At 63.2% G+C, this 20,971-nt stretch carries 22 protein-coding genes; 11 read left to right on the forward strand and 11 right to left on the reverse strand.

Features of this window, described 5'->3' with window-relative positions:
• The 4 genes from BM186_RS24340 to BM186_RS24355 all read left to right on the forward strand — a co-directional run.
• The coding region (locus BM186_RS24340) for an ABC transporter substrate-binding protein (protein WP_139228039.1) at nt 1-586 on the forward strand (586 nt) is incomplete at its 5' end.
• Nucleotides 587-590: 4 nt separating this feature from the next.
• Entirely contained in the window at nt 591-1,460 is an 870-nt protein-coding gene (locus BM186_RS24345; RefSeq protein ID WP_074918939.1) for an ABC transporter ATP-binding protein, read from the forward strand.
• A gap of 13 nt (nt 1,461-1,473) precedes the next feature.
• The gene (locus tag BM186_RS24350; protein ID WP_074918941.1) at nt 1,474-2,340 is read left to right on the forward strand and encodes an ABC transporter permease; all 867 of its coding nucleotides are present in this window, start codon (nt 1,474-1,476) and stop codon (nt 2,338-2,340) included.
• A gap of 129 nt (nt 2,341-2,469) precedes the next feature.
• On the forward strand, nt 2,470-3,486 hold the full coding sequence (locus BM186_RS24355) for an ABC transporter substrate-binding protein (protein WP_074918942.1): 1,017 nt from the start codon (nt 2,470-2,472) through the stop codon (nt 3,484-3,486).
• A gap of 56 nt (nt 3,487-3,542) precedes the next feature.
• Here BM186_RS24355 and BM186_RS24360 read toward each other — a convergent pair whose 3' ends face one another.
• Complete coding sequence (locus BM186_RS24360) at nt 3,543-5,447, reverse strand: patatin-like phospholipase family protein (protein WP_074918944.1); 1,905 nt, start codon at nt 5,445-5,447, stop codon at nt 3,543-3,545.
• A gap of 371 nt (nt 5,448-5,818) precedes the next feature.
• Here BM186_RS24360 and BM186_RS24365 point away from each other — a divergent pair, with 371 nt between their 5' ends.
• The 7 genes from BM186_RS24365 to BM186_RS24395 all read left to right on the forward strand — a co-directional run bounded on the left by BM186_RS24365 (nt 5,819) and on the right by BM186_RS24395 (nt 11,077).
• Nucleotides 5,819-6,988, forward strand: a complete 1,170-nt coding sequence (locus tag BM186_RS24365) for a GGDEF domain-containing protein (protein WP_074918946.1) — start codon at nt 5,819-5,821, stop codon at nt 6,986-6,988.
• Nucleotides 6,989-7,165: 177 nt separating this feature from the next.
• On the forward strand, nt 7,166-7,468 hold the full coding sequence (locus BM186_RS24370) for an ArsR/SmtB family transcription factor (protein WP_072423782.1): 303 nt from the start codon (nt 7,166-7,168) through the stop codon (nt 7,466-7,468).
• 152 nt (nt 7,469-7,620) lie between these two features.
• Nucleotides 7,621-8,100, forward strand: coding sequence for a hypothetical protein (locus BM186_RS24375; protein WP_074918948.1), 480 nt, complete (start codon nt 7,621-7,623; stop codon nt 8,098-8,100).
• Nucleotides 8,101-8,173: 73 nt separating this feature from the next.
• Nucleotides 8,174-9,148, forward strand: a complete 975-nt coding sequence (locus BM186_RS24380) for a zinc-dependent alcohol dehydrogenase family protein (protein ID WP_074918950.1) — start codon at nt 8,174-8,176, stop codon at nt 9,146-9,148.
• A 40-nt stretch (nt 9,149-9,188) separates the two neighbouring features.
• Nucleotides 9,189-9,503: an antibiotic biosynthesis monooxygenase family protein gene (locus BM186_RS24385; RefSeq protein ID WP_074918951.1), complete on the forward strand. Its 315-nt coding sequence runs from the start codon at nt 9,189-9,191 to the stop codon at nt 9,501-9,503.
• Between the two features lie 251 nt (nt 9,504-9,754).
• Nucleotides 9,755-10,627, forward strand: coding sequence for a pyridoxal kinase PdxY (gene pdxY, locus BM186_RS24390; RefSeq protein WP_074918953.1), 873 nt, complete (start codon nt 9,755-9,757; stop codon nt 10,625-10,627).
• 144 nt (nt 10,628-10,771) lie between these two features.
• Nucleotides 10,772-11,077 (forward strand): hypothetical protein, encoded by a 306-nt coding sequence (locus tag BM186_RS24395; RefSeq protein WP_072423787.1) that lies wholly within the window; start codon nt 10,772-10,774, stop codon nt 11,075-11,077.
• 4 nt (nt 11,078-11,081) lie between these two features.
• Here the strand turns inward: BM186_RS24395 and BM186_RS24400 are convergent, their stop codons facing one another.
• The 10 genes from BM186_RS24400 to BM186_RS24445 form a co-directional block, all read right to left on the reverse strand.
• The gene (locus tag BM186_RS24400; protein ID WP_074918955.1) at nt 11,082-12,047 is read right to left on the reverse strand and encodes a Csu type fimbrial protein; all 966 of its coding nucleotides are present in this window, start codon (nt 12,045-12,047) and stop codon (nt 11,082-11,084) included.
• The gene (locus BM186_RS24405; protein ID WP_074918957.1) at nt 12,044-14,338 is read right to left on the reverse strand and encodes a fimbria/pilus outer membrane usher protein; all 2,295 of its coding nucleotides are present in this window, start codon (nt 14,336-14,338) and stop codon (nt 12,044-12,046) included. The genes BM186_RS24400 and BM186_RS24405 overlap by 4 nt, the downstream gene beginning before the upstream one ends.
• A 28-nt stretch (nt 14,339-14,366) precedes the next feature.
• Entirely contained in the window at nt 14,367-15,125 is a 759-nt protein-coding gene (locus BM186_RS24410; protein WP_074918958.1) for a fimbrial biogenesis chaperone, read from the reverse strand.
• A 3-nt stretch (nt 15,126-15,128) separates the two neighbouring features.
• Nucleotides 15,129-15,641 (reverse strand): Csu type fimbrial protein, encoded by a 513-nt coding sequence (locus tag BM186_RS24415; RefSeq protein WP_241519897.1) that lies wholly within the window; start codon nt 15,639-15,641, stop codon nt 15,129-15,131.
• 56 nt (nt 15,642-15,697) lie between these two features.
• Nucleotides 15,698-16,198, reverse strand: coding sequence for a Csu type fimbrial protein (locus BM186_RS24420; protein WP_072423792.1), 501 nt, complete (start codon nt 16,196-16,198; stop codon nt 15,698-15,700).
• 52 nt (nt 16,199-16,250) lie between these two features.
• On the reverse strand, nt 16,251-16,784 hold the full coding sequence (locus BM186_RS24425) for a Csu type fimbrial protein (protein ID WP_074918961.1): 534 nt from the start codon (nt 16,782-16,784) through the stop codon (nt 16,251-16,253).
• 211 nt (nt 16,785-16,995) lie between these two features.
• Nucleotides 16,996-17,817, reverse strand: a complete 822-nt coding sequence (locus tag BM186_RS24430) for an ABC transporter ATP-binding protein (protein ID WP_074918963.1) — start codon at nt 17,815-17,817, stop codon at nt 16,996-16,998.
• Nucleotides 17,814-18,878, reverse strand: a complete 1,065-nt coding sequence (locus BM186_RS24435) for a FecCD family ABC transporter permease (RefSeq protein WP_074918973.1) — start codon at nt 18,876-18,878, stop codon at nt 17,814-17,816. Before BM186_RS24435 ends, BM186_RS24430 begins: the two co-directional genes overlap by 4 nt.
• A 1-nt stretch (nt 18,879) precedes the next feature.
• Entirely contained in the window at nt 18,880-19,881 is a 1,002-nt protein-coding gene (locus BM186_RS24440; RefSeq protein WP_074918975.1) for a FecCD family ABC transporter permease, read from the reverse strand.
• Nucleotides 19,881-20,795, reverse strand: coding sequence for an ABC transporter substrate-binding protein (locus BM186_RS24445; protein WP_074918977.1), 915 nt, complete (start codon nt 20,793-20,795; stop codon nt 19,881-19,883). Before BM186_RS24445 ends, BM186_RS24440 begins: the two co-directional genes overlap by 1 nt.
• Between the last annotated feature and the right edge of the window lie 176 nt (nt 20,796-20,971).

Genomic DNA, 20,971 nt, shown 5'->3' on the forward strand with positions numbered 1-20,971 from the left:
CGCCGTGCCAGCGGTGGGCGTCTCGGTGCAGTCGCGCTTCCTCCAGTACGCCGCCGCTAAGCAGTGGGGCGACAAGGAGTTCGACCGCCTCGACAAGTACACCGTGGCGCTGCCGCACCCGGATGCCACCGCCTCGCTGTTGTCCGGCGGTACCGAGCTGACCGGGCATTTCTCCAACCCGCCGTTCCAGAACCAGGCGCTGGAGAACCCCAATGTGCATGTGGTGCTCGACACCTACAAGCTGCTCGGCCCGAACTCGCCGACCGTGCTCTATGCCACCGAGAAATTCCGCAACGACAACCCCAAGACATACAAGGCCTTCGTCGCTGCACTGGCCGAGGCCGCCGACTTCGCCCAGAACGACAAGGGCGCGGCCGCCGACACCTATATCCGCGTGACTGGCGCCAAGATCAGCCGAGAAGCACTGCTGAAGATCATCGACAACGAGCGCTTCCAGTTCAGTGTCACGCCAACCAATACCTACCCGCTGGCCGAGTTTCTCCATCGCGTCGGTGCGATCAAGAACAAGCCGGCCTCCTGGCAGGACTACTTCTTTGAAGACGCCGCCATAGGCCAAGGAAGCTGATCTCATGAATGCCGCTCTGCAAGGCCATACGGCCAGCACTGTCAATCTCGGTGTCTTCGACACCGTTCTACAGGTGGAAAAGGTCAGCCTCGAATACCGCACTCCGCAGCGCGTCGTGCGCGCCACCCACGAAGTGAGCTTTGCGGTGGATCGCGCTGATCGCTTCGTGCTGCTCGGCCCTTCGGGGTGCGGAAAGTCCACGCTGCTCAAAGCGGTGGCCGGTTTTATCGAACCGATCGCCGGCAGCATTCGCCTGGAGGGTGCAGAGGTGCGTGAGCCCGGCCCGGATCGCATCGTAGTGTTCCAGGAGTTCGATCAGCTGCCGCCGTGGAAGACGGTGAAGCAGAACGTCATGTTCTCGCTGCTGGCCTCGCGCACCCTGGACCGTCGCGAGGCCGAAGAGCGGGCGCTGCACTATCTGGAGAAGGTCGGCCTGGCTGCCTTCGCCGATGCCTACCCGCACACCCTGTCCGGCGGCATGAAGGCGCGCGTGGCGATTGCCCGTGCGTTGGCCATGCAGCCGAAGATCCTGCTGATGGACGAGCCCTTCGCCGCGCTCGACGCACTGACTCGCCGCAAGATGCAGGAGGAGCTGCTGCAGCTCTGGGAAGAAGTGCGGTTCACCTTGCTGTTCGTCACCCACTCGATCGAGGAGGCGCTGATCGTCGGCAATCGCATCCTGCTCCTGTCGCCGCACCCGGGGCGCGTGCGAGCGGAGGTGGGCAGCCACCAGTTCGACCTGCACAGCCTGGGCGGCGCAGCTTTCCAGCAGACCGCACAACGCATCCATCGCCTGTTGTTCGAGGAGGACAGCGAGGAGGGCGCGCGCGCCGCTGCCGAGCTGGGCTTCCACGACATCCGCATTGCCTACTGAGGAGAGTGCAACCATGAGTCTTTCCCCCGCACGGCGTGAGGAATACGAAATACCGCTGCAACCCTTGCCGGACCTCAAGCTGGAGCGCGAGCTGCCTCTGGCACAGCGTCTCTGGCAACAGGGCTGGCTGCGCAAGACGTTGATCCTGCTGGCGCTGGCGCTGATCTGGGAGCTGGCCGCGTGTTACCAGGGCAACGACCTGCTGCTGCCCAGCTTCCTGCAGACGGCCAAGGCCTTCTGCGAGGGCATCGGCAATGGCGAGTTGCTGGAGAAGGTAGCGATCTCGCTGTCGGTGCTGGTCAAGGGTTACCTGCTCGGTATCGGCCTGGCCTTCCTGCTGACCACCCTGGCGGTGTCGACCCAGTTGGGGCGCGACCTGCTGTCGACTCTGACCTCGATGTTCAACCCGCTGCCGGCCATCGCGCTGCTGCCGCTGTCGCTGCTGTGGTTCGGCCTAGGTGAGAACAGCCTGATCTTCGTGCTGGTGCATTCGGTGCTGTGGGCGCTGGCGCTCAATACCTATGCCGGCTTTCTCGGCGTGTCGGAGACCCAGCGCATGGCCGGGCGCAACTATGGCCTCAAGGGTCTGCGCTTCGTGCTGTTCATCCTGATCCCGGCGGCGCTGCCGTCGATCCTGGCGGGTCTGAAGATCGGCTGGGCCTTCGCCTGGCGCACCCTGATCGCCGCCGAACTGGTGTTCGGCGCCTCCAGCGGCAAGGGCGGCCTGGGCTGGTACATCTTTCAGAACCGCAACGAGCTGTACACCGACAAGGTCTTCGCCGGCCTGGCAGCGGTGATTCTGATCGGCCTGCTGGTGGAGAACCTGGTGTTCGCCACGGTGGAGCGGGTGACGGTCAAGCGTTGGGGGATGCAGCGCTAGTAGCCCTTTATCACCCCGTAGGGTGGGCTTTAGCCCACCAGCGGCTTACCCAATTGGTGGGCTGAAGCGGATCACCGCCCGGCCCACCTACACACGAATAACTCACTGATCACATAACGAGAAACGACCATGACCCACCCATTCACATTCGGCCGTCTGGCCGCCGCCCTGGGCCTGCTCGGCGCATTGGCAACACCGCTGGCCGCGCAGGCCGAAGGCAAGATCAGCATCGCCCAGCAGTTCGGTATCGGTTACCTGGTGCTGCAGGTGGTCAAGGACCAGCAACTGATCGAGAAGCACGCCAAGGCCCAGGGGTTGGACAAGGTGGAGGTCGAGTGGCGCACCATCTCCGGCGCCACCGCCATGAACGAGGCGCTGCTGGCCGGGGCCATCGACGTGGTATCGGCCGGCGTGCCGCCAATGCTGACCGTATGGGATCGCACCCATGGCCGGCAGAACGTCAAGGCGGTCGCCGCGCTCGGCTCGCTGCCCAACTACCTGTTGAGCAACCGTGAAGAGGTGAAGACGCTGGACGATCTGTCCGAGAAGGATCGCATCGCCGTGCCGGCCGCCGGCGTCGGCTTCCAGTCACGCACCCTGCAGATCGAGACCGCCAAGCTGTATGGCAAGGACGATTTCCAGCGCTTCGACAAGATCTCCGTCAGCCTGCCGCACCCGGACGCCACTGCCGCGCTGATCAAGGGCGGCTCGGAAATCACCGCGCATTTCTCCAGCCCGCCGTTCCAGTACCAGGCGCTGGAGAACCCCAAGGTGCACAAACTGATCAGCAGCTACGACATCCTCGGCGGCCAGGCCACGTTCAACGTGCTCTATGCCACCGAGAAATTCCACGAGGAAAACCCCAAGACCTACAAGGCCTTCTACGACGCGCTGGTGGAAGCCGAGCAGATCATCAAGGCAGACAAAGCCGCAGCGGCAGAGACCTACATCCGTGTGGAGAACTCCAAGCTGCCGCTGGACTTCGTTAAGAAGATCATCGAGGACCCGGAAAACGACTTCACCGTATCGCCGCAGCGCACCCTCATCTATGCCGAGCAGCTGCATGAGCTGGGCGTGCTGAAGAACAGGGCCGCGTCCTGGAAGGACTACTTCTTCGAAGAGGCCTACGCCCATCCGGGCAGCTGATCACCACCGCTGTTCGTAAAAGGCTCCCACCTGGGAGCTTGTTGTTTGTCGACGGGCTACAGGCGTGGGCGCAGCTTGAGTTCGGGCGTGGGTTTGGGCGCCCCCTTGGCCGGGTGGCTGTCCGGGTGCTGTTCGATCATTTGGGCGATCTCCCGCAGCTTGCCCAGCATGGCCTGGGCCAGGCCGGCCTGGGTGCGGTACAGGCCGGTGTCCGGGTCCTGTTCCAGATCGCTGAGGCCTTTGAAGGGATAGCTGTAGCGTTTGGCGTCGGCGCTGAAGAAGCGCTGGTAGCCCTGCTCGCTGCCGTGCAGTTCGCGGCAGGCCCTTTCCAGGCTCTGCAGCTGTTCGGCGACGCTGGCCAGTTGCAGGCGTAGACGAATGATCTGGTGATTTTCCCAGTTCATCGGTGAGGCCTGGGCGCCGGGCTGCCAGTGCTGCGGGTCGCCGAAACGCAGGACGAACTGCTGGCCGGCTTCGCGTCCGTAACGGGTCAGCCGCTCGATGCGCTCGGTGGGCATGGTCAGGTTGAGGCCGCCTTCTTCGCGGGTCAGCTGGATCAGGCCGATACGGTCGCGAAAGCCGGGCATCAGCGACAGGGTTTCGTGGTTCCAGTCCTTGGCGACATTGCTGAGCAGGGCGAGGAAACCGCGCAGGGCTGGCAAACCCGTCTGGGGAAAGCGGCGCCAGTAGGCAAGCCGGGCATCGCCATTGTTACGAGGGAAGCGCACGCGTTGTTCGTCGGCGCCATCGGTTGGCCCCAGATCGAGGCCGAAGGTGGGGCGCCTGGGCAGCGCGGCATCGAAGAAGTGGATGGGAAAGTTGGAGCTGATGCCGCCATCGGTGAACCAGCAGCGTTCCAGCTTCTTCTCGGCCTTGCGGTAATCCACGGCATGCAGCGGGACGGCGCTGAGCAGCAGGGGAAAGCTCAGGCTCATGCGCACGGCGACGATTACCGGCAGGTCATCGGGCAGTGGCAGGCGCAGGTACCCGTCGCCGCGCTCATCGCCGGGGCGCTGGTGAGCGCGCATCCAGGCCACCACACGGTGGGGAAATAACCGTGAGAACTCCTCCTGGCGGAAATGGAACTGGTTGTTCTCGCGCACCTGCTCGTCATCGCGAAATGGCAGGCGGAAAGGGCGCGACATACTCAGGCAGGTGGTCATCACCTGCAGGTCGATGCCATGACGACGCAGGTCGCCGAAGGTCAATGGTCGCTCGCATTCGACAGCTTCGGCCTGGCCCGCGCAGTATTCGCGTTGGCCGCTGAGCCGATCGAAGTACTGGGTCAGCCAGGTGGTCAGGGCTTCATCCGGGGCGTCGTCATCGGTCTCTGGCATGCCGCTGCACAGGCCGAAACCGCTGGCTGGCAATTCACGCAATGCCACCAGGGCCAGGCGCAGGACCACGGCGAGCACGCCACCCAACGCGGCGAACAGCAAGACCCAGAGCCAAACCAGCACGCTGGCGCTGCTGGCAGCGCTCCACCACAGCGGCCCGCCCGCCAGCAAGGCGCCGACCAGGGCGGTGAACTTGTGCCGCATGAGCATGACCTTCAGTGGCGCGAACAACCGGGTCCAGGGGCCTTTTCCCTTGACCTCGAGGATGGCGATGAAGGTATCGAACAGGGCGCGCACTGCCGGGGCAGGCTTGAACAACGCCAGCAGCTTGGTGCCATGGCCATTCGCGGCGGGCACGCAGAGGTGCTGGGGCAGTCGTTCGATTTCCGCGAAGCCGGCTGGGTCGTTGCTCAACTCACCTTGCTGATAGCGCTGGCGGCCCAGTTCGGCAGCGGCTGCTGCTGCCGCGGCGATAGCGCCGGCGCTGGTACCGCCGATGCTGCGCAGGCGAAACGCCTTGGCGATCTCGGTGATCGCCAGCGGGTAGACGATGCCACTGGTGATGCCGCCTTTCATGATCAGATCGCATTCCCGGGCAAAGGCCGCCTGGCGCGAATCGCTCATCTACTGCTCCTTGTCGTCATGCCGAACGCTGGCGCGGGCATGATAACGCGGCTTTTACGGCTATATGCCAGTATTGCGAGCGAGCATCGGTGCCAAGCATTAACGCGAGGCGGGTGGCCATCGATACGCGAAGGACAGCGGCCCGGAGCGACTGGCTGCCAGATACTGGCGCAACCTCTCGTCCGAGGTGTTCGTCGAAACTCTTTCGCAGCGCGAATAGATGGCAAATTGCCTTGCTGGTCTTATATGCCTACGATCCGCGGGCGTGAAACGCCATGCCTCTGCAATGCAGAGCGAGGGGAGGGTGCGCATGTTTGCGCCATCCCCTTAGTGCTAGGCTCCTGTCGCCACCTATCTACTTGCGCGAACCCATGGTCACTACCGTCATTCTTGGCATGCTCTGCGTGTACCTACTGTGTTTTTCCGTGATGTTCCTGCTTATCAGTACGCGGCTGAATGGCAAGAAGATGGGCATGGAAGTCTTCGCCCTGGGCAACCTTCTGCTTGGGCTCGCCTATATCCTGCAACTGGTCGGCGGCCCGCCGGGTTGGGGCGTGTTGAGCATGGTCAACCACACGCTGACGCTCAGTGCCCCGGTCGCCTATGTGCTGGGCGGTATGCGTTTCTTTGGGCAGCCAACACCGATCCTGCGTCCGTTGCTCGCATTGGCGGTGGCCTACTCGTTTATACAGGTGCTGGTGCAATACTGGCTCGGCAACGAGGCGCGCCATGCCTTGCTGGCGGGTTCATGCGCGCTGTTGTTCCTGGCCATGACTGCGGCCGCACTGCATGGTGTGCGAACCTTCGCCCAGGACCTGCGCGTCGAGATGATCGTATTCGCCATGCTGATCGGCGGCATCTGCATCCTCAACGCCATGAAGTTCGCGATGATTGTCGAGGGCGGCCTGGCGGCGCTGGATCTGAGCAGCGGCTTCCAGAAGGTGTTCTACATCTACATGTCATTCCTGGCGACGGTACTGCCGCCTTGCGCCGTATGGCTGGTGCTGCGCCGCCTCACCGATGAGCTGCGCACATTGGCCGCGCACGACCCATTGACCCGACTGCTCAACCGACGCGGGCTGATGGATGCCCTGGAGCTGTACTTTCGTTCGCGCAAGGCCGCTGCGGCGTACCTGCTGATCGTGGATATCGACCACTTCAAACGCATCAACGACACCCACGGCCACAATGTTGGCGACCTCGTGTTGAGTCGTGTGGCCGAGGTGCTCAAGGCCACTGTCCGCCAAGGCGATCTGATCTGCCGGTTGGGCGGGGAGGAGTTCGTGGTCATTGCCCTGGACACGGACAGGGCCGGCGTTCTGCAACTGGCTGAGCGCACGCGAGCAGCGGTCGAACAGAGCGAGGTGCTCGGCACTGACCATGATCAAGCGATTCGCTGCACGGCAACCATCGGCGTCTCGGAAGAGTTCACCAGCGTGCAGCTGTTCGACGAGTTTCTACAGCAGGCAGATGCTGCGTTGTATCGCGGTAAGGCGGCGGGGCGTAATCGGACCGAATGGTCTCATGCATGGGATGCCTAGCAGGCCGTGTGTCAATGTCGCGGTCGAATTGCGGTCGAATCCCCGGCGGGGCTTGCGAATCTGAGATGTTCCACGAAACCTGGCCGACCCTATGGGCTGCTTTCGTTGGATGGCATGTCCGACGGACGGTTGATTCGCGCATTGACATATCGGTAAATGTCGATATCATTGCCACCCATGGAACTGATCAATGTATTCAAAGCCCTCTCGAACCCTACACGCCTTGGAATTCTCAAGGGGTTGAAGGATCCGGTGAAGAACTTTCCTCCCCAGGATGAAGGGGACGTTCATACCGTGGGCGTCTGCGTCAGCAGTATTCAGGAAGGTGTCGGTCTGTCGCAGTCGACGGTGTCCGATTACCTCGCCACGCTGCAGCGAGTCGGTCTGGTCGAAGTCCGCCGGATCGGGCAGTGGACCTACTACAAGCGCAATGAAGCGAACATCCGTGCTCTGGCCGAGCTCATAGGCAAAGAGCTGTAATTTTTTTAACTTAGCATATCGAGTATTCTCGATATCCCTTTTTACCGAAGCGAGGATTCATGATGGAGAGACCATAGGAAGAACCGCGCTTTTTTTTGCTTCAGTATATCGAAAATTCCCTATATCCCTTTTTCCAGAAACAAGGATCTACCATGAAAACGCAAATTCTCAAGTTACTAGCAAGCGTCATTCTGGCCAATGTGGCTTCATCTGCCTTCGCCGCCCCTCCATCTAGCCCGCAGCCGTTGCAAGGCGCTGCGACCGTCGAGCAAGCAACAGCCGTCGACCGTAATATTTCGGAAAATGGTTTCGACCGCACCCCGCTCGGTGAGCGCATTGCTGAAGATGGTTTCGACCGTACGCCTCTCGGCCGACGCATTGCTGAAGGTGGTTTCAGCCGCACGCCTCTCGGCCAACGTATCGCTGAAGGTGGTTTCAGCCGCACGCCTCTCGGCCAACGTATCGCTGAAGGTGGTTTCAGCCGCACCCCTCTCGGCCAACGCATTGCTGAAGGTGGTTTCGATCGCACCCCTCTCGGCCAACGTATCGCTGCTGATGGTTTCGACCGCACGCCACTGGGCCAACGCCTGGCGGTAACCGACAGCGAGCGCGCAGGGCGCGTTCATGCCTGACGTGAATAGTTAATTCACGTCCTTATATATCGAAAATTCTCTATATCCCTTTTTAATGAAGTGAGGATCTACAATGAAAGCGCAAGTACTCAAATCCTTTGGCGGCCCGAACACGTTCGAACTGACCGAAGTGGCCAAACCCGTACCGCAGGCAGGGCAAGTGCTGGTGCGGGTTCACGCAACCTCCATCAACCCGCTGGATTACCAGGTACGTCGCGGCGACTACGTCGACTACGTGCCTCTCCCCGCCATTACCGGGCATGACGTATCCGGCGTCGTCGAAGCCGTCGGTCCGGGTGTGACGAGCTTCGTGCCAGGTGATGAAGTCTGGTACACCACGCAGATTTTCGAAGGCGATGGCAGCTATGCCGAGTACCACGTGGCGTCCGAAAGCATCATTGGCAAGAAGCCGGCATCGCTGAGCCACCTCGAGGCGGCAAGCCTGACGCTGGTAGGCGGGACGGTCTGGGAAGCCCTGATCGGACGTGTATCGCTGAGGGTCGGGGAAAGCATTCTGATCCACGGCGGTGCGGGTGGCGTCGGCCATGTCGCGATCCAGGTGGCAAAAGCCATTGGCGCTCGGGTGTTCACCACCGTGCGCGAAGCCAACTTCGAGTTCGCCCGGGGTCTGGGTGCCGATGTGGTCATCGACTACGAGCAAGAGGATTACGTTGACGCCGTCCTGCGGGAAACCGATGGCCAGGGCGTGGACGTGATTTTCGACACCATCGGCGGTGACACCCTGACTCGTAGCCCCGATGCGCTCGCCCAGCTCGGCCGGGTGGTTTCGATCGTGGACATTGCCAAGCCGCAGAACCTGATTCAGGCCTGGGGCAAGAACGCCAGTTACCACTTCGTCTTCACCCGCCAGAACCGCGGCAAGCTCGATGAGCTGAAGGCATTGGTCGAGCGCGGTCAGCTGCGCCCTCACATTGGCGCGGTCTATTCGCTCGCTGATATCTCAAGCGCGCATGCGCTGCTGGAGACACCTAACAATGGTCTTCGCGGAAAAGTCGCAATTGCCGTCGAGCCCTCGCTCGCACCGTAAGTGCATGCAACTGCCGAACTTGCTCTAGAGGAATACCGCAATGATTTATGAAATCGCACTGCTGCCCGTTCACAAAGAACAGATCGAACCCTTCAAACAGGCATTTGCCGAAGTGGTTCACTTGCTCCAGCGGGCCAAGGGTTATGGCGGCCACATGCTCGCGCAGGGAATCGAAAGCCCCGAGCGATTCAACCTGATCGTGCGCTGGGCGTCACTCGAAGACCACACGCCGGGCTTCGAAGCGAGTGACGACCATCAGACGTTCATGCTGGGCCTGGAGGAATTTTTCTCGGAAGAGCCGACGGTCTATCACATCGAGGGAGCGGCGTTCGCTGCGGGCGATTCTGCTTTCTGAGGCGTTCATCATGCAGGGACACATCGGGCCAATGGGCGTTCGCGCTCATTGGCCTGATGCCGCTGGTAAGTGGGAGCACCCCGTCTGGCAGTGGCTGTAGAGCTGTTCGTCCAAGCCTGTGCATGAGCCTGCCAGTCAGCGCTCGCTCAAGTCATGATCGATCCTGGTATTTGGGATCGCCGGGTAGTGGTATGCCCGGGCAGCTTGGCGAATAATCTGCGCCTTGTCGTACGCAGCCAGCAGAGATCGTCATGAGTACCACACTACCGCCCCTCGTTCTGTCCATTCAGTCGCATGTCGCCTGGGGCCATGTCGGCAATGCTGCTGCGGTGTTTCCGCTGCAACGGTTGGGCTTCGAGGTGCTGCCGATTCACACCGTACAGTTCTCCAACCACACCGGTTACGGCCAGTTTCGCGGCCAGGTGTTCGGTGCCGAGCATGTCCGCGAGGTGCTGTTGGGGTTGCGTGAGCGCGGTGTGCTGCCGCGGCTGTCGGCGGTGCTGTCCGGTTATCTGGGGGATGCCGATACGGGGCGGGTGATTCTCGAGGCGGTGGGCGAAATTCGTCAGCACAACCCGTCAGTGCGTTACCTGTGTGACCCGGTGATGGGCGACGTCGGGCGCGGCGTATTCGTCAACCCGGCGATTCCCGATTTCCTTCGTGATCAGGCGATTCCGTTCGCCAATATCATCACGCCCAATCAGTTCGAGTTCGAGCTGCTCACCGGCTCGAAACCGGCCAATCTGCAGGAGGCGGTGAAGGTTGCCCGGCAGTTGCGCGGCCGTGGCCCGGATGTGGTGATTGTCACCAGCCTGGCGACGCCGGATATCCCCGACAGCGAATTGGGCACGCTGGCGGTGAACGGCGAGGGCGCCTGGCTGGTGAGCACCCCGCGCCTGGCGCTGCATCCATTGCCCAATGGCATGGGCGATGTGTTCTCGGCCACCCTGCTAGGCCGGTTGCTGGCTGGGCAGGCGTTGCCGCAGGCTCTGGAACTGGCCACGGCAACGCTCTACGCCTTGGTCGAGCAGACTGCGGACGGCGCGCGCGACCTGCCGTTGGTCGCCGCGCAGGAGCAGATCGTGGCGCCGGGCGAGCGCTTCGTCGCACAACCCCTGGCCTGAACCACGCTCGTCGGAATGACGGTGATTTCAATGTGATATCACCGTATTCTCCTGTCTGCGGTTCACATTCTGATGTCGTGACCGTTTCTACGGATGGATTTTGACCTTTATCCCAGCAGGCCATCCTTACCGTAGACCGTCATCATGCCGTTTCACCGATTTCTTGCCTTGTTCGTGGCCTCCGCGTTGTGCGCCACTGCCAACCTTTCTCTTGCTGAGCAGATCAGCGGGCAGTTGCAGATCAGTCTGACCATTCTCAAGCGTTGCGAGGTTGCTGCGCGTGGCGATGCTGCTGCCGTGCACTTGTCCGCGCGTCATTGTGAGCATGCCGCCTATCAGGTGCAGGACGCGCACGGGCGAGCCTTATCATCGAGCCTGAGTGCAGAGACGACTTCGGTGGTGCTGCCTGCCGGCGGTGATGCCGGCTCGACGCTGGTGATCTACTGGTAAGGCTTCAGTAGTTGATGATCAGCAGCACGTTGTCGGTATAGACGCCCACCGGCGCGTTGGCTTGCCCGGGGTCGAGAATCGCCTGGTAGTTGAAGCTCTGTGAGTTGCCCGTGCCGCTGGCCGTCAGCGGTGAGGCGGCGTTCCAGATCAGGCTGCTGCCGCTGTAGTAGAGGTTGTAGCGAATGAACTGGCTACCATTGGTCAGGCGTCGCCAGGGCGCCTGGTAGTTCTGCCCGTTGTCGAAACTCAGCGTGTAGCCCTCAGTGTTGGTGCAGGTCACGGCGAAGGTGCGTTGCTGCGCGCTGAACTGGCTGATCAGGGCGTTGGCGCCAAAGTCCACATTGGGCAAGGTATCGACGCGGCAGGCTTTGCTGACCACCAGGGTGACGGTCAGTGTGGCGAGCGACCCTGTACCCCAGTTGGTGGGGGCACCGCAGATCACGACACAGCTTTGCGTCAATCCGGGGCTGCGGTTCCAGGCGCAGATATTGAGCGCGCCGACGGTGCAGATCGCCCAGTCCCAGCGCAGGGTGATGGTGGCGGTGTAGGTGCCGGCCGGCACGTTGGGGCCGGGGTTGGTGCGGAAATACAGGCCGATAGCGGTGGAGTTGCCACCGAGGGCGAGCAGGTTGATTGCACCGAGCTGTTGCGGTTGGCCGGCTACTAGCGCCTGGTTGTAGCCGGCGTCCTGAAACACCTGAAAAGGGATCTGATTGCCCTGGCCGTCCTGCAGGGCCAGGGTGCTGGGGTTCTGCAGCGTGACCCGAACGTATGCCCCCGCCAGTACCTGAAGTAACCCGGGACAGGCCAGGCCGGCGCCGGCTGCTGCTTGCTGCTGCGTGGTGCGCAGACTCAGAGAGTTGGTAGTACCCAGATTGACCGAGCCCCCGGCATAGGTGCTGCAGGCATGGGCCGACATGCTCACCAGTGTGCTGCACAGCAGGAGTGCGTGAATCAGCCAGCGGATCATGGCTGACCATCCCGCTGCAGGCAGGTGAGGGGGCCGACCACGGCCATTTCCACGGCGCTGTCGTCCAGCGAGAAGCGACTGTTGCAAATGCTGCCATCGGCCAGCTCTACTTCCAACTGGTTGTCCTTCGCCAGCCCTTCGAAATACAGCTGGCCGTCCCAGCCAATGTAGGTGCGCTGACCGCTGGGACGATGCAACACCTGGCTGCCGCGGGGCAGTGGCTGTCCCAGTCCGTCGACCAACTGGATGCTGGCTGACAGGCTCATCTCCATGGGGAAGGCGAGCAATGCGCCGCTGCCCTGATGCACGGCGATGCGCTTCTGGGTTTCCGACAGTTGCAGGTTGCTCGGCAGATTCAGCAGGTCGACTTCGTACTGGCCGGGGTAGTAAGACGGCACCCAGGGCACCAGCAGGTAACCTGCCGAGTCGGTACGACCCAGCAATTGATGTTCGTAGCGCACGGGCACATCTGAATAACCCTCGGTGCTGACCAGCACGAAGGCGTCGTCGATCCGGTTGCTGGCGAATACCTGGCCCTGCATGGCAACCAGCGAGCCGCTGACGCCGCCCCAACGGGTAGTGATGCCGTCGTTCTGGTAGGCGCCTGCCTGCACCTGTGCATGTTGGGTGCGCCACGTCAGGTCAGCCTGGCGGTATTCATTGTCGCCGCCGGCATAGCCAAGGTTCCACCCCAGACCGCCGTCGCTGGGTGGGTTGCGGCTGTAATTGGCGCGTGCGCGCTGGTTACCGTTGCTGTCTCGCTCCACGCCTGTGGTCAGCGTGGAGTACAGGTCGAATGGGATGACCAGTTGTGCCTGGATGGCATGCGAGGCGTCGTCCAGCTGGCGGTTGAGGGAGAGAAAGAAGCTGGCGCTGCCCCACAGACTGCGTGACCAGGACAGGTTGAGCAGGCGCGTGCGCTGTCCGGTCTGTTCCTCACTGGCGAAGTAGCCGATGCCGAATGAGCCGAGCCCCTCCGGGCTGAAACTGAAGGTCAATTGATCGAGGATCTTGCTCAGCGGGCCGCCGGCCAGGTCGTTATCCAGGGCGTTCGCGACGCTCAGGTCGGCATAGCCCGAGGTGCGCTGGATGCGCTGCGCGGTGATACCGAAGCGACGCGCGTAGTAGCTATAGCCAAGGCTGTACTGTTGGCCGTTGCCGATACCGCTGCTCTGGCTCACGGAACTGGTCAGGGTGCCCATCAGACCAAGTCCGACGGTAGCGCCGATACCAGCCTGGCGCAGGCCTGCGCCGGCTTCGGCATGGCTCTCCAGGGTGAGGCTGTCGGTCACGCCGTGGCGCAGGCTGCCGCTGCTCACCAGGCTGCCGTAGGAAAAATCGTCCACGCCATAGTTGCGGCGCAGTTTGCCCAGCGACAGGGAGAAGTCCGAAAGCCCCTGGCGCAGCAGGGTATCGGTCACATAAAAGGGTACGGTGGTGGAGACCTGGCGCCCCAGCACATCCGTGGTCACCAGCGTCGCGGTGCCGGCGCCGCTGATGTAAGGCACGGTGTTGAGGGTAAAGGGACCGGGGCGCAGCTCCTGTTGACCGAGGCGGGCGTCGTCGATGAACAGATCAACGGTGCTGGGCACTGCAGCATCGCCATCGAACCGCGGTAATGGGTAAGTGATCAGATCCGGGCGCAAAGAGAAGTTGCGTGAAATCTGCAGCCCGCCAAGGCGGACCGCGCTGTTCCAGGTCAGCGCGCCGGTGATCAGGTCGCCAGCGCTGAGGCTGAGCATGCGTTGTTGATCGTTGAAGCGCCAGGTGCTGTCGTAGCGGGTATAGCCATCGCGATAGCCCGGCCCGGAGAAACTGTGGCGATAGACGCCCGTGTTGGAAATCATGCCGAACCCGTCGAACACCCGCTGTTCCAGCCAGGTGTTGGCGTAGTGGCCGGCATTCTCGGTGTGGTTGTAGTAGAGGTCATAGTTGAACAGCACACCGAACGCGCTCTGTGCCTGCATCGGCTCGCTCAGGCTGCTGGGGCCGAAACGCTGATGTGGCAGCCATTCGCTGGGCAGGGTGAGCAGCAGGCGCTGGCTGTCCTGTTGATACTCGCTGCGCAGGGCGTCGATCCGATCCAGAGCGACCCAGGGCGTCGTCTCCGAGGGCAGGCGCACGCCCGCAGCGAGCAGATCGTCGCGTTGGGCGAATAACCGGCCCTGATGTTCTCTCACTTCCACCACCTTGCCGCTGGACAGCTCATTGACGATCAACTCCAGGTAGAGCAACTGCGCCTGGGCGAACTCCTGCGCATCATCGCCATGGGCTGACGGGACTGACAGCAAAGTGGCCAGTAGCAGCAGTACCAGCGATCTACTCAGCGGCCAGCGGCTGCTTGTGTCGACTTTCGTTGATGCGTGCTTGCACCTGACCACTGCGCACGCCTGCCGGCAGAGGCCAGCGCATCTGCGCACCAGGTAGTACATAACCGAGAAGGCCTTCGGCCAGTGGCTGTTTGCCGCTGTCTCGCGATAGATCGACCTGGGATAGCCGGGCCGGGGCGGGGCCGAGGTTGCGCAGGTAAAGGAAGGCGCCGTTGCTACCGTCAACGACGCGGTAGCGCAGATCGGGAGCCAGTGGCTGGCCCTGGCCTGGCGCATCTCGCGCACCGTCATCCAGATAGGCCCCAGGCCCGACCACGAACAAGGGCACCGAGTAACGCATCTGGAATTGCACGCCCAGTTGGGACGGCCGCGGTTGTGGCGGCAAAACCTCGTCGACCAGCACACGGTAGGTGCGCAGCGTGCCGGCACTCGGCGGCTCCAGGTTGACCAGCCTGACCAGCTGCCGCTTGCCCGGTTGCAGCGTTGCCATTGGCGGGCTGCCCACGACCTGCTTCTGCGACGTCAGGCGATCTTCGAATTCCTCCTGCTCCCAGGCCAGTACGCGCACCTGCACATCCACTGGTTCCTGCCCGCGATTCTCCAGCCACAGCGCGGCTGATTTCTGTCGATCGGCTTCGATCAGCGGATTGATCGGCCAGATCAGGATGGAGCTGGCAGCCTGTATGGCCAGACTCGCCAGCGCAGTGGTCAGCGCCAGGCAGCAGGCGAAGAGAGGGCGTGTGCTCATGATTCAATAACTCACGGTCACGGTGACGGTGTCGGTATAGATGCCGGCCGAAGGCAACGGGCTGACACTGAACAGGCGGGCATAGACCGTGTAGGTCTGGGTGGCGCCGCCAACAGGGAAATTGATGCTCATGCGCGTGCCTCCGTTGCTGCCGTCGCCCCAGATGATGCTGCGTGCGGCGTCCTGGTAGAGCTGGTAGCGCAGGCGCTCCGCGCCACGCGCCAGGTAGCGTCCGCCGGCCACGCTGCCGGTATTGAGCCCGGCATTGAGCGACAGCGTGACGGCCGTACCGGGTGAGCACTGCAGCACGATGGAGCCGTTGTCCGGTGTGCTGGCCGCATCTACGTTGCTGGGCAGAGTGCTGATCTGGCCGAATGAGATGCTGCCGAACGAGGTGGCGTCGCTGCCCCCGGCGCCTAGCAGGCAACCCGGTACGATTTCCGCGCGCAGCTGGAAGCTCTGGCTGACGATCTGATCGTTGATGCCCGTGTCGCCACAAGCAGACCAGGCGTGCATGGCTACGGTCAGGCAGAGCAGGCGAGTGACCACGAGTGAATGGGCCCGGCACGGCATCACCAACTCACCGTGACGGTCAGGGTATCGCTGTAGCTTCCGGGAGGCGGGGCATTCTGTGCCGGCACCCGGGCGTAGATCGCAAGCCACTGATCCTGGCCATTGCCAACGGCGCTGACCCCCGTAATGTTGTCCCAGACCGTGGCGTAGTCCGCGCCGGTGTAAAGGTTGTAGCTGAGCACGGCGGAGCCGGGACCGACCATCTGCCGATTGCTGGTGGTGCCGCTGTGGCCGGCATTGATCAGCACGCGATAGGGGATATTTTGCTGGCAATTGACGCGCAGGGCGCCTGCGTCCGGTTGACCGACCTGGGTTATCAGGTTGTCGAGTCTGAGGTGGGTGCCGAAATCCAGGGTCCCGAAGCTGACGCCCGAGCCACTGCTGCTACCTGCCTGGCAGGCCGGTAATACCTCAACATTCAGACCGATGGTGGCGGTCTTGTCGACCGCCGGCAGGACTGCCGGGGCCATCAAAAGCAGGGAGGCGATCAGGCAGCGCATGGCGATTCTTCCCGGAAAGGTTCGAGATCCTCTTGCTTTGACTGTGCGGTACTTACCAGGCGATGGTGACTTGCACGGTGTCCGTGTAGGTGCCTGGGCTTGGGGTGTTCTGTGTGGGCACGCGGCCGTAGACGATCACTTCTTCGTTGGCACCGGTGCCAGTGCCGGAAAGCACCGTGCCTGTGGCCCCACCGTCGCCCCAGGGTTCGGTACGGCCGCTGTCCTGATAGAGGTTGTACGCGACGTACTCACCGGCATTGATCATGCGCCTTTGGCTGCCGGAAGCATTCTGCCCGGCGCTCAGTGCAACGCTGTAGTCGGTTCCCAAGCTGCATTGCAAGCCAAACGAGCTGCCCCCGGCGCTGCCGAAGGAGCGGCCGTCGATCAGGTTGGCGAGGTCGTTGTAGTCACCGAAGGATAGTGAGCCGAAGGTGTTGCTGGAGCCGCTGGCCGTACCATTGGTTACCGTGCAACCGGTGCCGATGGTGATCTGAACGTTGAGTTGACCTTGCAACTCGCCGGCCGAGAAAACCGGTGCAGCGAAGAGCGAAAGTGCCAGGGCGGCGCTTCTCGTGATGGGCTTCATCGGTCGAGTCCCTTCGAAATGGAGTTGTTTGGACCATAGTCCATACCTCCTTCGTGCTCAAAAAATAAGCATTATCGGCTTGCAGCGCGGATGGCACATATAACTGATTGATTGGTCAATAAAAATTCTGCTCGTGTAAGAGATGGCGACATATCTCGTTAGCCAATTACCTACATGTTTTTCAGACAACGATTGCAAGACGATTCCGGGATCAGAGCCTGCTCACCCCCGCAATCACCGGCGTGCCGCTCAGAGGGTCGCGCAGCAGCGTGCAGCGTACGCCGTACAGGCGTTCGACCAGCTCCGAGGTGACGACCTCGTCGGGGTGGCCGCTGGCGACGATCCGGCCCTGGTGCATGGCGATCAGGTGGTCGGCGTAGCGGCAGGCGCTGGAGAGGTCGTGCACCACCATGACGATGGTCTTGCCGGCGGCGGCGAGTTGGCGGATCAGTTCGAATACTTCGATCTGATGGCCCAGGTCCAGCGCCGATGTGGGTTCGTCGAGCAGCAGCAAAGGCGTGGCCTGGGCGATGGCCATGGCGATCCAGGCGCGCTGGCGCTGGCCGCCGGACATCGACTCCAGCGGCCGATCGGCCAGTTCGACCAGATCGGCGGCTACCAACGCCGCGTCGACGATGGCCTGGTCTTCCTCGCTCCACTGGCGCAGCAGGCTCTGGTGCGGTTGGCGACCGAAGCGGATCAGTTCGCTGACCGTCAGGCCATCGGGAGCTGAGGCGTCCTGGGGCAGCAGGGCGAGCCGGCGCGCCACTTCACGCGACGGCAGGCTGCCGATGGCCTTGCCGTCGAGCAGGACGCTGCCCGAGATGGGCTTGTGCAAACGGGCGAGGCCGGCAAGCAGGGTGGATTTGCCGCAGCCGTTGGGGCCGACGATGGCGCTGACCTGGCCACTGGGAATCACCAGGTTGAGGTCTTCGATGATGCGGGTCTGGGCATAGCCCATGCTCAGGTCGCGGGCTTCGAGGCGCACGTCGGACTGGCGGGCGTCGCCGAGCAGTGAGGAAAGCAGGGTCATGTCGAACTCCGTGGGGCCTGGCGCAGCAGAATCCACAGCAGGAAGGGGCCGCCAACCACGGCGGCGATGATGCCGACCGGGATTTCGATGGGCGCCAGCAGGGTACGGCCGAGCCAGTCGGCGAGAATCATCATCAGCGCGCCGGACAGGGCCGCGTTGAGCACCGGCACGCCGTGTCGGTTGCACAGGTGGCGGGCCATTTCCGGCGCCGCCAGGGCGATCAGGCCCACCGGGCCGACCACGGCAACAGCCAGGGCCGTGAGCCAGACGCACAGGGCCAGGGTGAGCAGGCGCATGCGTTGCAGGCGTACACCGAGGCCGATGGCGACGTTGTCGGAAAAGCGCATCAGGCTCAGCGCATTGACCAGCAGCTTGGCCAGCGGCAGGCCCACGGCCAGGCCGATGCCGAGCAGCAGCACCGAGTCGGCCGGGCGTGCATTGAGGCTGCCGACCGTCCAGGGGTAGGCGGCGTTGGCGGCGTCCATGTCGCTGCGCGCCAGCATCAGGTTGGTCAGTGCACCGAACAGCGCGCCGATGGCGATACCCACGACGATGAAACGATAGCCGCGTGCGCCACCGCCGGCGGCCAGGGCAAAGGTCAGTACCGCTGCGGTGGCGGCGCCGCTCAGCGCCAGGGCCGAGGGCGCCAGGCTGGTGGGTACGGCGACGATGGAGGCGACGGCGAAGGCGGTGGCACCGTTGTCGATACCGATCACCCCCGGCGTGGCCAGGCGGTTGCGCGCCAGGGTCTGCAGCAGGCAGCCGGCAGCGCCGAGGGCGCCGCCGCTGAGCAGGCCGGCGATCAGCCGGGGCAGGCGCAGCTCCTGAATCAGGAACACTTGTAGCGCCTCACCCTGGCCGAAGGCGGCCAGCAGGGCTTTCCAGGGCGTAAGGGCGTCATCGCCGGCCGCCAGTATCCAGGTGGCGACAGCGACCAGCAGCAGACTGAGGAGCAATGCGACGACCATGCTGCGTCGATGCAGCAGCAGGCTGTAGCCACCCAGACGCAGCAGGTGATGGCCGGCCGGGGCGAGCAGAGGGCGTGAGGCAGAAATGTTCATGTCACAGGGTCGGCAGGCGGTGGTTGCGCACCACCGCAATCAGGATCGGCGCGCCGACGAAGGCAGTCACCACGCCCACCGGCAGTTCGTAGGGGCGTACCAGCAGGCGCGAGATGACGTCGGCCAGCAGCAGGACGCAGGGGCCGAGCAGCATGCTCAGGCCCAGGGTGCGGCGGATATCGGAGCCGACCAGGCGGCGAGCGATATAGGGCACGATCAGGCCGATAAAGGCGATGGGGCCGGCGGCAGCCGTGGCGGTGCCGACCAGGATCGCCACGGCCAGCAGGGTGCCCAGGCGCGTCAGTTGCGGATGGTGACCGAGGCCGCTGGCGACGCGCTCACCCAGCGCCAGGGCGGCCAGCGGACGCACCACCAGCAGCGCCATCAACAGTCCTCCGAGCAGCCCCGGCAGGCTCCAGTCGAGCGTATCCAGCGGGCGACCCGCCAGGGCGCCGATGACCCAGAAGCGCATTTCATCGGCGGTGCGCTGATCCCATAACAGCAGCAGGCTGCTCAGCGCGCCAAGCATGCCGGAGAACGCGGCGCCGGCCAGCACCAGGCGCACGGGGTCGTCACCGACGCCACGCATGCGCGTGACCAGCAGCACCAGCACGCAACCCACCAGTGCACCCAGCATGGCGACGCCCAGGTGCAGGCCGGCAGCCGAGGCGCCCAGGTTGATCGCCAGCACCACGGCGAACGAGGCACCGGCGCTGACCCCGAGCAGCCCGGGTTCGGCCAGCGGGTTGCGGGTCACCGCTTGCAGCAGCACACCCGCCGCGCCCAGGGCGAGGCCGACCAACAGGGCCAGTTCGGTACGCACCCAGCGCAATTCGAAGACGATGAAGCGGGCATCGTCATCGCCGCTGCCGAGCAGGGCTTGCAGACTCGGCAGGATGCCGATGTCACCTGCACCCAGTAGCAAACTGGCGACGCACAAGAACAACAGGCACAGAGCCGCGTAGCTCAGCGCCTGAGGGACGGAAAGGCGTGCTGCGAGCATCAGTCGAGCAGGGCCTTCTCCACGTCATCGAGTACCTGCTGAGCCGCCAGGTAGCCGGAGCTGCTGCTCCAGATCTGGCCGTCGACGGTCACCACATGACCGTCGGCGACGGCTGACAGGCGGGTGAAGGCAGGTTGCTTGCGCGCGTCTTCCAAGGCCTTGCGACCATCCGGATTGAGCGTGGCGAGGAAGATCCAGTCGGCATTGATGCGTGACAGGTTCTCCAGGCTCAGCACGTCGCTGTGTGGTTTCTGCGTCTGGGCTGCGGCCAGCTCGTTGGCACGCAGGCCGAGATCGCTCAGCAACTGGCCAACGAACAGGTGGCTGGACATGATCACCGGCCCCTGCGGGTTCCAGCGCACCACGCTGACTGCCTGGCCCTGCGGCAGACGCTGGCGCAGCTCGGCACTGCGCTTGTCGATTTCGGCGATACGCTGCTGGCCTTCTTCCTGTTTGCCGAGGGCCTGGGCGTAGGTCATGTAGGTTTCGCGCCAGTCCTGAAAGGAGTTGCCGGCGGGCACCACGGTGGGCGCCATCAGGCTCAGTTTGGCGTACAGATCGCGTGACAGATCGCTGGAGGCCAGCACCAGGTCCGGCTGCAGGCGCAGGATGGCCTCCAGGTTGGGTTCGCGCACGCTGCCCACCAGGGTGATCTTGCCTGCTGTGGTCTTGAGATAGTCCGGTACGTCGTCGCCACCGCGACTGGCCAGAGTGCCGACCGGCTGTATGCCGAGTGACAGCGCCGCATCCAGGGCGCTGTCGCCCAGTGCCACCACGCGCTGTGGCGTGCCGCTGAGTTTCAGCGGGCCATTGGCACTGTCCAGCGTGCGTTCGCTGGCTTGCAGGGGCAGGGCAAGCAGCAGCGACGTGGTAATCGCTACCGCTGTACGTTGCAGATGAGAGCGGATAGACATGCTGGACTCCGGGTCGAGACGAGCAGCGGCAAGCGCTGTTCCGGGCAGGATCGAAAGCAAGCTATCTTTTACTAGGTGAGTTAATGAAAATCCATCGCATTTACGAAGTGTTTACAGGATGCAGGTGCTGAATGAGCCGGCGATGCCCGGGCCTTGACATGAGGCTCGGGCGTGCT

Source organism: Ectopseudomonas toyotomiensis (assembly GCF_900115695.1).
GTDB lineage: Bacteria > Pseudomonadota > Gammaproteobacteria > Pseudomonadales > Pseudomonadaceae > Aquipseudomonas > Aquipseudomonas toyotomiensis.

What these genes read in the sequence shown, in the direction of transcription:
- BM186_RS24435 (WP_074918973.1), bottom strand. Translation starts at nt 18,878, where the DNA reads ATGAACATTTCTGCCTCACGCCCTCTGCTCGCCCCGGCCGGCCATCAC.
- BM186_RS24375 (WP_074918948.1), top strand. Translation starts at nt 7,621, where the DNA reads ATGAAAACGCAAATTCTCAAGTTACTAGCAAGCGTCATTCTGGCCAAT.
- BM186_RS24350 (WP_074918941.1), top strand. Translation starts at nt 1,474, where the DNA reads ATGAGTCTTTCCCCCGCACGGCGTGAGGAATACGAAATACCGCTGCAA.
- BM186_RS24385 (WP_074918951.1), top strand. Translation starts at nt 9,189, where the DNA reads ATGATTTATGAAATCGCACTGCTGCCCGTTCACAAAGAACAGATCGAA.
- BM186_RS24420 (WP_072423792.1), bottom strand. Translation starts at nt 16,198, where the DNA reads ATGCGCTGCCTGATCGCCTCCCTGCTTTTGATGGCCCCGGCAGTCCTG.
- BM186_RS24370 (WP_072423782.1), top strand. Translation starts at nt 7,166, where the DNA reads ATGGAACTGATCAATGTATTCAAAGCCCTCTCGAACCCTACACGCCTT.
- BM186_RS24345 (WP_074918939.1), top strand. Translation starts at nt 591, where the DNA reads ATGAATGCCGCTCTGCAAGGCCATACGGCCAGCACTGTCAATCTCGGT.
- BM186_RS24445 (WP_074918977.1), bottom strand. Translation starts at nt 20,795, where the DNA reads ATGTCTATCCGCTCTCATCTGCAACGTACAGCGGTAGCGATTACCACG.
- BM186_RS24395 (WP_072423787.1), top strand. Translation starts at nt 10,772, where the DNA reads ATGCCGTTTCACCGATTTCTTGCCTTGTTCGTGGCCTCCGCGTTGTGC.
- BM186_RS24440 (WP_074918975.1), bottom strand. Translation starts at nt 19,881, where the DNA reads ATGCTCGCAGCACGCCTTTCCGTCCCTCAGGCGCTGAGCTACGCGGCT.
- BM186_RS24430 (WP_074918963.1), bottom strand. Translation starts at nt 17,817, where the DNA reads ATGACCCTGCTTTCCTCACTGCTCGGCGACGCCCGCCAGTCCGACGTG.
- BM186_RS24355 (WP_074918942.1), top strand. Translation starts at nt 2,470, where the DNA reads ATGACCCACCCATTCACATTCGGCCGTCTGGCCGCCGCCCTGGGCCTG.
- BM186_RS24400 (WP_074918955.1), bottom strand. Translation starts at nt 12,047, where the DNA reads ATGATCCGCTGGCTGATTCACGCACTCCTGCTGTGCAGCACACTGGTG.
- BM186_RS24415 (WP_241519897.1), bottom strand. Translation starts at nt 15,641, where the DNA reads ATGCACGCCTGGTCTGCTTGTGGCGACACGGGCATCAACGATCAGATC.
- BM186_RS24410 (WP_074918958.1), bottom strand. Translation starts at nt 15,125, where the DNA reads ATGAGCACACGCCCTCTCTTCGCCTGCTGCCTGGCGCTGACCACTGCG.
- BM186_RS24365 (WP_074918946.1), top strand. Translation starts at nt 5,819, where the DNA reads ATGGTCACTACCGTCATTCTTGGCATGCTCTGCGTGTACCTACTGTGT.
- pdxY (WP_074918953.1), top strand. Translation starts at nt 9,755, where the DNA reads ATGAGTACCACACTACCGCCCCTCGTTCTGTCCATTCAGTCGCATGTC.
- BM186_RS24360 (WP_074918944.1), bottom strand. Translation starts at nt 5,447, where the DNA reads ATGAGCGATTCGCGCCAGGCGGCCTTTGCCCGGGAATGCGATCTGATC.
- BM186_RS24425 (WP_074918961.1), bottom strand. Translation starts at nt 16,784, where the DNA reads ATGAAGCCCATCACGAGAAGCGCCGCCCTGGCACTTTCGCTCTTCGCT.
- BM186_RS24380 (WP_074918950.1), top strand. Translation starts at nt 8,174, where the DNA reads ATGAAAGCGCAAGTACTCAAATCCTTTGGCGGCCCGAACACGTTCGAA.